The 12,903-nt window shown below is 72.9% G+C and carries 12 protein-coding genes; 10 read left to right on the forward strand and 2 right to left on the reverse strand.

Annotation, left to right across the window (positions count from 1 at the left end; all coding sequences use genetic code 11):
- The first annotated feature begins 252 nt into the window (after positions 1-252).
- The 3 genes from ACIQI7_RS23300 to ACIQI7_RS23310 all read left to right on the forward strand — a co-directional run bounded on the left by ACIQI7_RS23300 (position 253) and on the right by ACIQI7_RS23310 (position 3,661).
- Positions 253-1,527, forward strand: coding sequence for a glycosyltransferase family 39 protein (locus ACIQI7_RS23300; RefSeq protein ID WP_401113002.1), 1,275 nt, complete (start codon positions 253-255; stop codon positions 1,525-1,527).
- A 62-nt stretch (positions 1,528-1,589) separates the two neighbouring features.
- Positions 1,590-2,081, forward strand: coding sequence for a MarR family winged helix-turn-helix transcriptional regulator (locus ACIQI7_RS23305; RefSeq protein ID WP_387753011.1), 492 nt, complete (start codon positions 1,590-1,592; stop codon positions 2,079-2,081).
- Between the two features lie 137 nt (positions 2,082-2,218).
- A complete protein-coding gene (locus tag ACIQI7_RS23310) occupies positions 2,219-3,661 on the forward strand; it encodes a DHA2 family efflux MFS transporter permease subunit (protein WP_401113004.1) in 1,443 nt (480 codons plus the stop codon).
- A 57-nt stretch (positions 3,662-3,718) separates the two neighbouring features.
- Here ACIQI7_RS23310 and ACIQI7_RS23315 read toward each other — a convergent pair whose 3' ends face one another.
- Positions 3,719-4,201 carry a hypothetical protein gene (locus ACIQI7_RS23315; protein WP_121174810.1) on the reverse strand — a complete coding sequence of 161 codons (483 nt, stop codon included), beginning with the start codon at positions 4,199-4,201 and terminating at the stop codon, positions 3,719-3,721.
- A 440-nt stretch (positions 4,202-4,641) separates the two neighbouring features.
- Here ACIQI7_RS23315 and hemL point away from each other — a divergent pair, with 440 nt between their 5' ends.
- From hemL to ACIQI7_RS23350, 7 genes are all read left to right on the forward strand, one after another.
- Positions 4,642-5,970 (forward strand): glutamate-1-semialdehyde 2,1-aminomutase, encoded by a 1,329-nt coding sequence (gene hemL, locus ACIQI7_RS23320; protein ID WP_401113006.1) that lies wholly within the window; start codon positions 4,642-4,644, stop codon positions 5,968-5,970.
- A 75-nt stretch (positions 5,971-6,045) separates the two neighbouring features.
- Positions 6,046-6,696: a histidine phosphatase family protein gene (locus ACIQI7_RS23325; RefSeq protein WP_401113245.1), complete on the forward strand. Its 651-nt coding sequence runs from the start codon at positions 6,046-6,048 to the stop codon at positions 6,694-6,696.
- A gap of 152 nt (positions 6,697-6,848) precedes the next feature.
- On the forward strand, positions 6,849-7,466 hold the full coding sequence (locus ACIQI7_RS23330; protein ID WP_401113008.1) for a TlpA family protein disulfide reductase: 618 nt from the start codon (positions 6,849-6,851) through the stop codon (positions 7,464-7,466).
- Entirely contained in the window at positions 7,463-8,236 is a 774-nt protein-coding gene (locus ACIQI7_RS23335; protein WP_401113010.1) for a cytochrome c biogenesis CcdA family protein, read from the forward strand. The genes ACIQI7_RS23330 and ACIQI7_RS23335 overlap by 4 nt, the downstream gene beginning before the upstream one ends.
- Before the next feature lie 2 nt (positions 8,237-8,238).
- A complete protein-coding gene (locus tag ACIQI7_RS23340; protein ID WP_401113012.1) occupies positions 8,239-10,026 on the forward strand; it encodes a cytochrome c biogenesis protein ResB in 1,788 nt (595 codons plus the stop codon).
- 3 nt (positions 10,027-10,029) lie between these two features.
- A complete protein-coding gene (gene ccsB, locus ACIQI7_RS23345; protein ID WP_401113014.1) occupies positions 10,030-11,157 on the forward strand; it encodes a c-type cytochrome biogenesis protein CcsB in 1,128 nt (375 codons plus the stop codon).
- Between the two features lie 141 nt (positions 11,158-11,298).
- Positions 11,299-11,685, forward strand: a complete 387-nt coding sequence (locus ACIQI7_RS23350) for a hypothetical protein (protein WP_355256523.1) — start codon at positions 11,299-11,301, stop codon at positions 11,683-11,685.
- Positions 11,686-11,691: 6 nt separating this feature from the next.
- On the opposite strand, the gene ACIQI7_RS23355 is transcribed toward ACIQI7_RS23350, so the two are convergent.
- Positions 11,692-12,825: a ScbA/BarX family gamma-butyrolactone biosynthesis protein gene (locus ACIQI7_RS23355; protein ID WP_401113016.1), complete on the reverse strand. Its 1,134-nt coding sequence runs from the start codon at positions 12,823-12,825 to the stop codon at positions 11,692-11,694.
- Between the last annotated feature and the right edge of the window lie 78 nt (positions 12,826-12,903).

A 12,903-nucleotide genomic window follows, 5' to 3' on the forward strand; every position in this document is an offset into this window, starting at 1 on the left:
ACCGGGCCACACCAAACACGGTCTGCCACCCAACCTTGGGGGCATTGTTCGGCCCCCCGGCGCCCCCCCCCCCCCCCCCCCGGGGGCGGCCCCCCCCCCGCCGGGGCGCCCACGGCCGCGTCCCCGGGCACCGCCGGGCGGCGGCCCAGGGGCGCCACGGGGCCTCGGTTCGGGGGCGTGCCGTAGGCTCACGGGAAAATCGTTGCGCCGGAGCCGCGCGGGACCACGAGCGGGGCGGGGAGTCCAGACCAGATGAGCACGGCATCGAGCACTGAGTCGTCCAGCACCCAGCCCGGAGCGGCGGCGCCGGTGGAGGCCCCCGAGGAGCGCACGGGCCGCGTGCCCCGGCGGTTCGGGGCGCTGGTGGACCGCTTCGCGCCCGCGCTGGGCGCGTACGCGGTGGTGAAGGCGATCGGCATGACCGTCTTCCTGCTGCTGCTCTCGCACACCGGCGACTACCTGACGAAGCAGCCGGGCCGCGGTGGCGCCGCCACCCCGTGGGACGTCCTGGGCACCTGGGACGGCGTCTGGTACCAGCGGATCGCCGAGGACGGCTACAACCCGCAGCTGATCCCGCTGCACGGCTTCCCGCTGGCCACCTACTACGAGAACTCGGCCGCCTTCTTCCCGCTCTACCCCTGGCTGATGCGGCTGGTCGGCGCGGTCACCGGGCTCGGTACGTACGGCTCCGGGATGGTCGTCTCGGTGCTGGCCTCGCTGGTCGCCGCGGCGGGGATCTTCGCGATCGCCGAGCGGCTCGGCGGCTTCCGGGCGGGCGTGATCGCGGCGGTGCTCTGGGGGCTGTTCCCGGGCTCCGGCGTGGAGTGGGCGGTCTACTCGGACTCGCTGTTCGTCGCGCTGTCCGCCTGGGCCTGCTACTGCGTGATGACCCGTCGCTGGATCGCGGCCGGCCTGCTGACCCTGGTGGCGGGCCTCAACCGGCCGACCGCCGCCGTACTGATCGCCGCCGTCTCGATCGCCGCGCTGGTCGCGCTGGTCCGCCGCACCGACGGGGTGGCCCGTCCGCTGACCGCGATGCTGGTCACCCCCTGGGGCCTGCTCGGCTACGTGGCCTGGGTCGGCTGGAAGATGGGCGACTGGACCGGCTACTTCAAGCTCCAGCAGGGCGCCTGGAACCGCTACTTCGACGGCGGCGTGTCCACCGTGCGCACGATCAGGGACGTGCTCGCCGGCCACTGGGTCTACTGGCAGGCCAACCCCGTCCCGGACCTGATCGCGATCGTCCTGCTGATCGCCCTGCCCGGGCTGCTGGTGCTGCTCTGGCGCACCCGGCCGCCGCTGGTGCTGTGGGTCTACACCGGGCTCACGCTCTTCACCGCGTTGAGCACCAACCAGATCTTCGGCAACATCTCGCGCTACCTGCTGCCCGCCTTCCCGCTCTGCATCGGCCTGGCGGTGGCGCTGCGCCGGGTGCGGACCTCCTCGCTGGCCGGGCTGCTGGCGACGCCGGTCCTCGCGGCGGGCTGGTACGCGGGCTATGCGCTGTTCGAGTTGGGCATCCCGTAGACCGCCGTTGGTTGGCTACGGGATCATCCGGCAGCAGACGGGCCGTTGCTAACCTCGGACGTATGACGACGACCCCGCCGCCCGCGCGCCAGATCCGCGACATCTCCGGGCTGATGGACCACGCGAGCCACGTGCTGGCCACCCGGATGGCGGCCGCCTTCACCGAGCTCGGGATCACCCCGCGCGCCTACTGCGTGCTGTTCCACGCGCAGGAGGCCGAGCGCACCCAGATCCAGCTGGCCGAGCTGACGGACCTGGACAAGACGACCATGGTGGTCACCGTCGACGAACTGGAGAAGGCGGGCCTGGCTGAGCGCCGTCCGTCCGCGACCGACCGGCGGGCCCGGATCGTCTCGGTCACCGAGGCGGGCGCGCGGGCCGTGGTGCAGGGCACCGCGATCGCCGACCGGGTGCACCGCGAGCTGCTGGAGTCGCTGCCGCGGCCCGAGCGCGAGGTGTTCGTCTCCGCCCTGACGCACCTGGTGGACGGCCATCTCGCGGAGCCGGTCGAGGTCGAGCGCACCGTCCGCCGGGCCCGCCGTTCCCGGGGCTAGCGGGGCCGGGGCCGGTCTCCGACCGCCGTACCCGAGAGCCCGGACCGTCCGCGCGCATCTACTCCCGAGATAGATAGTCCCGAACAAAACAATCTGATAGCGTCCTACCCGGTACTCGACGAACCGGGAGAACCGCCATGACCACGCACGCCCCGGCCGCCACCAGGCCGGCTTCCGCAGCCCCCGCCCGCTCCCGCACCCTCGCCCTCGTGGTGCTCTGCGCGGGAATGCTGATGATCATCCTGGACGGCTCGATCGTCACCGTGGCCCTGCCCGCCATCCAGCAGGACCTCGGCTTCTCGCCGTCCGGACTGACCTGGACGGTCAACGCCTACCTGATCGCCTTCGGCGGCCTGCTCCTGCTGGCCGGCCGGCTCGGCGACCTGATCGGCCGCAAGCGGGTGTTCGTCGCCGGACTCGCCGTCTTCACCGCCGCCTCGCTGCTCTGCGCCGTCGCCACCAGCCCCGGGCTGCTGATCGGCGCCCGCTTCCTCCAGGGCGCCGGCGGCGCGCTGGCCTCCTCGGTCAGCCTCGGGATGATCGTCACGCTCTTCCCCGAACCGCGCGAACGCGGCCGCGCGATCGGCGCGTTCAGCTTCGTCGGCGCGGCCGGCGCCTCCATCGGCCAGGTGCTCGGCGGCGTCCTCACCGAAGCCCTCGACTGGCACTGGATCTTCCTGATCAACCTGCCGCTCGGCATCGCCGCCGCGCTGCTCGCCGTCCGGGTGCTGGAGCCCGAGCGCGGCCCCGGCCTGCGGGCCGGCGCCGACGCCCCCGGCGCCGTGCTGATCACCGCCGCCCTGATGCTCGGCGTCTACACCATCGTCGGCACCGGCGAGCACGGCTGGACCTCCGTCCGCACCCTCGGCCTGGGCGCGCTCGCCGTCGCCCTGCTGGCCGCCTTCCTGTGGCACGAGGGGCGGGCCGCCCACCCGCTGCTGCCCCTGCGGATGTTCCGCTCGCGCAGTGTCTCCGGCGCCAACCTCGTCCAGGTCCTGACCATCTCCGGGATGTTCGGGTTCCAGATCCTGGTCGCCCTCCACATGCAGAACGTGCTCGGCTACGGGGCCGCCGCCACCGGCCTCGCGATGCTGCCGGCCGCCGTCGCCATCGGCGCGGTGTCCCTGCTGCTCTCCGCCCGGCTGAGCGCGCGCTTCGGCGAGCGCCGCGTCCTGCTAGCCGGGCTCGCCCTGCTGGTCGCCGCGCTCGGCCTGCTCACCCGGCTGCCCGCGGACGCCGACTACGCCGTGCACCTGCTGCCGACCATGCTGCTGATCGGCGGTGGCGGCCTGGTGCTCTCCACCCTCGCCGTGCTCGGCATGTCGGGCGCCGGACCGGCCGACGCGGGCACCGCCTCCGGGCTCTTCAACACCACCCAGCAGATCGGCGGCGCGCTCGGGGTCGCCGTCCTCACCACCCTCGCCGACGGCCGCACCGCGGCCCTCTCGGCCGCCGGGCAGCCCGCCACCGAGGCGCTCGCGGACGGCTTCCGGCTCGCCTTCGCGGTGGCCGCGGGCCTGCTGGCGACGGCTCTGCTGCTCGCCGCCACCGTACTGCGGCCCGCCGGGCGCCAGGATTGACGAACCGTCAACCAGCCCCGCCCCGGCCCGCGTTCGGCGGAGTCGGGGCGGCGGGCGTCACGGCCAGACCAGGCAGTACAGCTGGTGCCCGGCGTCGTGCAGCCGGTTGGCGAAGTCCTGCCACTCGTGCAGCATGCTGTAGATCACGAACGCGTCCCGCGGCCCGCGCCGGTCCGGCACGGTGGACCAGATGAAGGCGGCGGCGCCGAGCTCGGTCTCGTCGGCCTTGCGCAGCGGCTCGACGACGTTGTGGGGGAGCTGGACGACGGCGTAGTCGGGGTGCAGCACGACCAGTTCCAGCGGCGGCACCTGGTGCAGCGGGACGCCCTGGATGCCGGTGAGCACCATGGCGCTCATCGTCTCCGGTTTGATCTTGGTGGAGAGGTGGCCGGTGGGGGAGCCGCTGGTCTCCATCAGGTCGCCGAGCCGCCCCAGCGAGCCGAGCTCACCGGCGTCCAGGCCGAGCCCGCCCGGGCCGAGCGCGGTGGGGACCCTCGCGGCGGTCGCGCGGTCCGGGGCGCCGAAGTACTTGTAGGTCACCCCCACGCGTCCCTCACCCCGCCTCTCACCGCCGCGACGACCACGGCCCGTACCCGCTCCCGTACCCCCGCGTGCGGCCTCGGTGGGCCGGCGGGAGCCCCCCGCGGCCTCGTCGTAGCCGTCCTGCGCCTCGGACACTCGGACCATCCTCACCGGAATTCGCCGGAATCGACAGACCCCCGCACGTCCGGCGTCCCACCGGACGTGCTCCTTACCCGTCATGCGCCGCCGTACCCATTCGCGGTACGCGGCAGTCCTCTCCACACCCCTGCACACAGACCGGAGCGCCTGCGCACTCTGTGTACACAGTCTGACTGGTCCCCGGTCCGGTGCAGTCAGCGGCCCCTGCTGTACGGACAACCGTACAGACAACGGTGCCCGGATCATCGTTCCAGATGATCGGGTCGGACATGCAGAGCGCGAGGACACGATTTGAGACCATGTCTTTTGTGAGCTACCCCTACGAAGCCCCCCAGTCCCAGTCGCTGTTCGACCGCGCCTCCGTGGTGACGCCCGGCGGCGTGAACTCCCCGGTGCGCGCCTTCCGCGCGGTCGGCGGCACGCCGCGCTTCATGGTGTCCGGCACCGGCCCCTACCTCACCGACGCCGACGGCCGCGAGTACGTCGATCTGGTGTGCTCGTGGGGTCCGATGATCCTCGGCCACGCGCACCCCCCGGTGATCGAGGCCGTCCAGCGGGCCGTCTCCAACGGCACCTCCTTCGGCACCCCCGGCGAGGGCGAGGTCGAGCTGGCCGAGGAGATCGTCTCCCGGGTCGCCCCGGTCGAGCAGGTCCGCCTGGTCTCCTCCGGCACCGAGGCCACCATGTCCGCGATCCGGCTGGCCCGCGGGTTCACCGGCCGGGCGAAGGTGGTCAAGTTCGCCGGCTGCTACCACGGCCACGTGGACGCGCTGCTGGCCGCCGCCGGTTCCGGCGTGGCCACCTTCGGCCTGCCGGACACCCCGGGCGTCACCGGCGCCCAGGCCGGCGACACCATCGTGCTGCCGTACAACGACCTGGCCGCCGTCGAGCGGGCCTTCGCCGCCCACCCGGGCGAGATCGCCTGCGTGATCACCGAGGCCTCGCCCGGCAACATGGGCGTCGTCCCGCCGCTGCCCGGCTTCAACGGCGGCCTGGCCCGGCTCTGCCGGGAGAACGGCGCGCTGTTCATCTCCGACGAGGTGATGACCGGCTTCCGCGTCTCCAAGGCCGGCTGGTACGGCCTGGAGGCGGCGAACGAGGGCTGGGCGCCGGACCTGCTGACCTTCGGCAAGGTCATGGGCGGCGGCTTCCCGGCCGCGGCCTTCGGCGGCCGCGCCGACGTGATGGCGCACCTGGCCCCGGCCGGCCCGGTCTACCAGGCGGGCACCCTGTCCGGGAACCCGGTCGCCACCGCGGCCGGCCTGGCCCAGCTGCGCGGCTGCACCGACGAGGTGTACGCGACGGTGGACAAGGTCGCCGCCGAGATCTCCGGCCTGGTCACCGACGCGCTCACCAAGGAGGGCGTGACGCACCGGCTGCAGACCGCCGGGAACATGTTCTCGGTGTTCTTCACCGAGGCCCCGGTCACCGACTACGACGAGGCCAGGACCCAGGAGGCGTACCGTTTCACCGCCTTCTTCCACGCGATGCTGGCCGAGGGCGTCTACCTGCCGCCGTCCGCCTTCGAGTCCTGGTTCGTCTCGGCGTCCCACGACGAGCGGGCGATCGAGCGGATCGCCGCCGCCCTGCCGGCCGCCGCGCGCGCCGCTGCCGCCGCCACGGCCTGACCCGCCGCGGCCCGAACCCGATTCCCCAGGAGCAGTCGAGAAGTGAGCGCCAAAGAGATCACCGTCGTCCACGTGATGCGGCACGGCGAGGTGCACAACCCGGAGGGCGTCCTGTACGGGCGCCTGCCGGACTACCACCTGTCCGAGCTGGGCCGGAAGATGGCCGAGCGGGTCGCCGAGGACCTGGCCGACCGGGACGTCACCCACGTGGTGGCCTCCCCGCTGGAGCGGGCCCAGGAGACGGCCGCGCCGATCGCCGAGGCGCACGGCCTGGCCGTCGCGGCGGACGGGCGGCTGATCGAGGCGGAGAACGTCTTCGAGGGCAAGACCTTCGGGGTCGGCGACGGCTCGCTGCGCAACCCGGGCTACTGGAAGTACCTCACCAACCCGTTCAAGCCCTCCTGGGGCGAGCCGTACCTCGACCAGGCGGTCCGGATGATGGGGGCGATCGGTGCCGCCCGGGACGCCGCGCGCGGGCACGAGGCGGTCTGCGTCAGCCACCAGCTGCCGATCTGGATCCTGCGCTCCTTCGTGGAGCGCCGCCGGCTCTGGCACGACCCGCGCAACCGGCAGTGCTCGCTGGCCTCGCTGACCAGCTTCACCTTCGAGGGCGACCGGATCGTCTCGGTCGGCTACCGCGAGCCGGCCCGCGACCTGCTGCCCGCGCACCTGGTCGGCAAGGGCCGCAAGGGGGACAAGCCGGTGGGCAAGAGCTTCGGCGCCTAGCCTTCCGCCCCTCCCGTAAGCGGTGCGTAAGTATGACTTCGGGTCACCTGGCACGTGCCGGGTGACCCGAAGTCGTCGCAGGTCAGACGCGGTGCGGCGCGCAAGGCAGGACCCCGGCGAACCTGCCCGGAACTCCATGCGAAACTTTTCACATGTCTGCCATGACGCGCCCCCGTCCCCGTGTCGCCGCAGCAGCCGTCGTCACCGTCGCCGCTGCCGCGCTCGCCCTCACCGGCTGCTCCTCCTCGGGCTCGTCGGGCGGCGGCGAGGGCCAGGTCGGCTTCGTCACGGTCAAGGGCACCAACCTGTCGAAGGCGGAGGCGGGCAAGCGCGGCGACGCGCCGGACATCTCCGGGGAGACCCTGGAGGGCACCCCGGCCAAGCTCTCCGACTACCGGGGCAAGATCGTCGTGCTGAACGTCTGGGGCTCCTGGTGCGGCCCGTGCCGGGCCGAGGCCAAGAGCCTCCAGAACGTCTCGGAGAAGTACAAGGACCAGGGCGTCCAGTTCCTCGGCATCAACACCCGGGACACCGAGAAGCAGAACGCCGTCCGCTTCGAGCAGGAGCAGGGCGTCACCTACCCGAGCCTCTTCGACCCGGCCGGCACCCAGCTGCTCAAGTTCCCCAAGGGCAGCCTCAACCCGCAGTCCATCCCGACCACCCTGATCGTCGACCGGGACGGCAGGCTGGCCGCCCGCGCCGTCGGCGGCACCACCGAGGACGCGCTGGAGTCGATCCTCCAGCCGGTGGTCGCGGAGCAGAAGCAGTGAGCCTGCCGCAGCAGCTCGCCGACAACACCGGGACGCTCCAGAGCGGGGCGCTGCTGGTGGCCGCGCCGATCGCGCTGGTGGCCGGGCTGGTGTCGTTCTTCTCGCCCTGCGTGCTGCCGCTCGTCCCGGGCTACCTGTCGTACGTGACCGGCTTCTCCGCCGCCGACCTCGCGGACGCGCGCGGCGCCCGGCGCGGCCGGATGCTGCTCGGGGCGACGCTGTTCATCCTCGGCTTCACCGCCGTGTTCGTCTCGGGCGGGGCGCTGTTCGGGCAGTTCGGCGACACCCTCCAGGAGCACAAGCGGGCCATCTCGATCGTGCTCGGGGCGGTGACGATCGTGATGGGCCTCGCCTTCATGGGCCTCGTCCCCGGCCTGAGCATGCGCGAGATGCGCTCCCACCGCCGTCCGGCGGTCGGCCTGCTCGGCGCCCCCCTGCTGGGCGTGGTCTTCGGCGTCGGCTGGACGCCGTGCATCGGCCCGACCCTGGCGACCGTCCAGAACCTGGCGCTGAACCAGGCCGACGCCGCGCGCGGCGCCATGCTGATGACCTTCTACTGCCTGGGCCTCGGCGTACCGTTCATCGTGGCCGCGGTGGCCTTCCGCCGGGCGCTGGGCGCCTTCGGCTGGGTCAAGCGGCACTACCCGCTCGTCATGAGGATCGGCGGCGGCATGCTCGTCGCGGTCGGTCTGCTGCTCGTCACCGGGATCTGGGACTCGATGATGAGCCAGCTGCAGTCCTGGACCGCCGACTTCCAGATCGGAATCTGACCGTGAGCAACACCACGACCGAGACCGAGCAGCCCCCGGCGCCGGACGACGGCGCGGCCGAGCGGCTCAGCACCGCGCCGGTCGAGTCCGAAGGCCCGACCGGCATAGGGACGTTCGGCTGGGCGCGCTGGATGTGGCGCCAGCTGACGTCCATGCGGGTCGCCCTGATCCTGCTCTTCCTGCTGTCCCTGGCGGCCATCCCCGGCTCGCTGATCCCGCAGTACCAGAACGGCCAGGGCCAGTTGAAGGTCGAGGCCTGGAAGGCGCAGCACGCCACCGTCGCCCCGGTCTACGAGAAGCTCCAGCTGTTCGACGTCTACAGCTCGGTCTGGTTCTCCGCGATCTACATCCTGCTGTTCGTCTCGCTGGCCGGCTGCATCGTCCCGCGCACCTGGCAGTTCGTCGGCGTGCTGCGCTCCCAGCCGCCGGCCGCGCCGCGCAACCTGACCCGGATGCCGGTGCACGCCGCCTGGCGCACCGACGCGGACGCCGACCGGGTGAACGCCGCCGCGCACCGGCTGCTGCGCAGGCGCGGCTTCCGCGCGCACCTGTCCGGCGGCTCGGTCGCGGCCGAGAAGGGCTACCTGCGCGAGGTCGGCAACCTGCTGTTCCACCTGTCGCTGTTCGCGCTGCTCGGCGGCTTCGCCTGGTCCAGCCTGGCCGCCGGCACCGGCGGCAAGCTGATGATCGAGGGCGAGGGCTACTCCAACACCATCACCCAGCTCGACGACTTCAACGGCACCCGGTTCTACGGCAGCCAGGACCTCGACCCCTTCTACCTGAAGCTGAACGGCTTCACCTCGAAGTTCCAGGAGAAGGGCGACCAGATCGGCGCCGCCCGGCAGTTCACCGCGAACGTCGAGTACTACGCGGGCAGCGACGAGTCGAAGCTGAAGAAGTCGACGATCGAGGTCAACCACCCGCTGGAGGTCGGCGGCAGCAAGGTCTACCTGATCGGCCACGGCTACGCCCCGGTCATCACCGTCAAGAACGGCAAGGGCGACGTCGTCTACCGGGGTGCCGTGCCGTTCCTGCCGCAGGACGGCAACCTCACCTCCACCGGCGTCGTGAAGGTCTCCGACTACGGCACCGGCCCCGACGGCAACAAGACCCAGCTGGGCTTCTCCGGCTTCTTCCTGCCGACCGCCCCGCTGAGCTTCGAGGGCACCGGCCCGGTCTCGCTGTTCCCCGGTGACGCCGCCCCCGAACTGGTGCTGAACGCCTTCGCGGGCGACCTCGGCACCGACTCCGGCCTGCCGCAGAACGTCTACCAGCTCAACACCCGCAAGCTCACCCAGCTCACCCGGGACGGCGAGCCGGCCAAAGCCCGGCTCAAGCCCGGCCAGGGCTGGGAGCTCCCCGACGGCTACGGCTCGGTGACCTTCGAGGGCTACAAGCAGTGGGCCAGCTTCAACGTCACGCACCGCCCGGGCAACTCGATCGCCCTGGCCGGCGGAGTGCTGGCGATCCTCGGTCTGATCGGCTCGCTGTTCATCCAGCGCCGCCGGATCTGGGTGCGGGCGGTCGCCCTGCCGGGCGGCGGCACCCAGGTGGAGCTGGCCGGCCTGGCCCGCAGCGAGTCGGCGAAGATCGCCGAGGAGCTGGCGGAGCTGGCGGTCGACCTCCAGGACGACGCCCCGGCCTCCGAGGAGGACGACGCCCCGGACTCCGCGGAGGAGGGCGGGGACGGCGCCGAGCGCTCCGCCGCCGCTCCCGACGCGGTGTCCGACGACCCCGAGGCCGAGGCCTCAGCCCCCGCAGTCCCTGCCGACCAGAACTCCAAGGAGTAGACGGTGCAACTCGCCTCGGCGGTCGACCCCCAGCTGGCCGACCTCTCCAACAAGCTGATCTATTCGGCGATGGTGGTCTACACGCTCGCCATGTTCGCCCACATGATCGAGTGGACCTTCGGCAGCAAGGGCGCCGTCGCCGTCCGCTCGAAGGAGCAGGCCGTCAGCCTCGGCGAGACCGTCGCCACGGCCGGGAAGAAGGCCAAGAAGGTCACCGTCACCGTGGCGGGGGCCGGCGGCGGCACCACCACGCTCACCCGCACCGCGGTCGCGGGCGAGGGCGCGACGGTGGTCACCAGCGGGCGCGGCGCGGACGAGGAGGACGGCCCGGGCGCGGCCGGCACCAGCGAGCGGGCCGACCTGGCCGGCCGGATCGCCGTCTCGCTCACCGTGCTCGCCGCCCTGCTGCACGCGGGCGGGATCGTCACCCGCGGCCTCTCGGTCTCCCGCTGGCCGTGGGGCAACATGTACGAGTTCTCCTGCGCCTTCGCCTTCGCGATGACGGCGGCGTACCTGGTGCTGCTGGCCACGAGGAAGAACGTCCGCTGGCTGGGCCTGCCGGTCGTCCTCGCGGGGCTGCTGACCCTCGGCATCGCCACCACGGTGCTCTACACCGACTCCGAGCAGCTCGTCCCGGCGCTGCACTCGCCGTGGCTGGCGATCCACGTCTCCACCGCGATCTTCTGCGGCGGCGCCTTCTACGCGGCGTTCATCGCCACGCTGCTGTACCTCGGCAAGGACTCCTTCGACAAGCGGATGGCGGCCGGCCTCACCACCGGCCCGCTGGGCACCTCGGCCTCGATCTGGCGCCGGCTGCCCGCCGCGTCGACCTTCGACAAGCTGTCGTACCGGATCAACGCCCTGGTCTTCCCGCTGTGGACGTTCACCATCATCGCGGGCGCGATCTGGGCCGAGGCGGCCTGGGGCAAGTACTGGGAGTGGGACCCGAAGGAGACCTGGTCGTTCATCACCTGGGTCGCCTACGCCTGCTACCTGCACGCCCGGGCGACGGCCGGCTGGAAGGGCCGCAAGGCCGCCTACCTGGCGCTGGCGGCGTTCGCCTGCTGGCTCTTCAACTACTACGGCGTGAACATCTTCGTCACCGGAAAGCACTCCTACGCGGGGATCTGACCGGGACGCACGACCACCCACCGGCCCGGCTCTCTCCCACAGGTAGCCGGGCCGAGGTGCAACAGGGGTAGTGCGCGCCGGCCGCCGGTCGGTGCGAGAGGGAACTGAGGAGGAAATCGCGCAATGGAGTGCGACGAGGTCATGTTGACCGTCCGAATCACCGCCGCCGAGCGCATGCTGCTCCGCCGGCTCGCCCAGGGACACCGGAGCGACGTGTCCGAGGTGGTGTCCGACGCGCTGCTGGACATCATCCCCACGCTCAGCGCGCCGGGGGACGCCTACCGGCTGCTGGGGGCGCTGGCGGTGCCCGCGCCGTGCGCCCTGACGGTGTGGCTGCCGACCCCGCTGGCCGACCTGCTGGTGCCCGGCGCGGCCCGGATCGCGCAGATCACCGACGTCCGGATCGAGTCGGCCAGCGCCGCCCTGGGTGCGGCGCTGCGGCTCTGGCTGGCCCAGGACCCGGTCCGGCTGGCGACCAACCTCAGCGTGATGCACGCGGGCCGGCCGGCCGCCCTGGTGGCCGCCTGACGGGGGTCAGCTCGCCAGCGGCAGCCGGGTGCCGCCGAGGCCCGGCGCGGCGGGGCGGCCGTCGTAGGCGTCCCGCCGGGCCGGTACCGCCGGGCCCTCGGCCGGGCCGTCCAGCGGCGCGGTGAGCAGCAGGCACTCGGCCGCCGTCAGGCCGTCCTGGAGCAGTTGGACCCGTACCGCGTGCCGGCCGCCCGCCGCGGCCGGTGCGTCGACCGGCCCGGAGGCCGGCCCGGCGGCGGGTTCGGGGACCGCCCGGACGAGGCAGGGCCGGTCCAGCTCGATGTACCGCTCGAAGGAGGTCACCAGCTCGACCGGCACCACCGGCTCGGGGTGGCGCAGCCGCTGGGCGGCCTGCCGGGCGGCCTCCAGCACCAGCATCCCGGGCACGTGGTCCAGCTCGTGGTCGAACAGCACCGGGTGGGTGGCGTCGGCGCGCAGCAGCCAGGTGTCCGGGGCGAGGGTCGGGCTGAGCACCACGTCGGCGGGCTGGGCACGGCCGACCAGTTCGGGGGCGGCGGGCGCCGGCGGCCGTGGCGCGGCGGTGCGCCGCCCGGGGCCGCGCAGCCGGGCGTACGAGGCGGGGGAGACCACCCGCAGCCGGCCGGTGCCCCGGCCGATCGGCCGGCCGTCCCGGGTGACGTCGACGCACACCCGCAGCGAGACCAGCTCGCCGTGCCGCATCCGGACGTCCTCGCAGTCGACGGCCAGCATCAGCGAGGCGGGGCCGGTGGTGACGGCCAGGCCCGGCAGTCCGGATCCGTCGAGCGCGTAGGAGAGGTCCTCCATCACGAAGTGGTGGCCGCGCGGCACCCCGAAGCCGGCGTGGCCGATCAGCAGCCCGGCCTGCCGGATCGTTTCGGCGAGCAGCACCGGGTCGTGGTAGCGGTCCCCGGGGAGCCGGTAGAAGCCGTGCAGCCGGGGCCACTGGGCGCCGAGCAGGAAGCCGTACGGGCCGGTGGACCGCCAGCCGGTGAGGAACACCTCGGAGACCGCGGCGCGGTGCACCAGGTGCCGGGAGACGGTCCGGTCGTGGAAGTCGTAGCCGGTCGCGGGGCCGTCGTGGAAGTCGAGGCCGCCACCGCTGCCCGGGCCGGGGTGGGCGTACGGGCCGCGCGGGTCCGGCTCTACGATCGATGGCATGACTGGCCCCCGCCTCAGGGTGTCGGTCGGAGCGGCCGCCACGGCCGTCCGAGCAAAACATACATACCACCCGGTTTG

The sequence above is a fragment of the Kitasatospora sp. NPDC092039 genome, assembly GCF_044756065.1.
Classification (GTDB): domain Bacteria; phylum Actinomycetota; class Actinomycetes; order Streptomycetales; family Streptomycetaceae; genus Kitasatospora.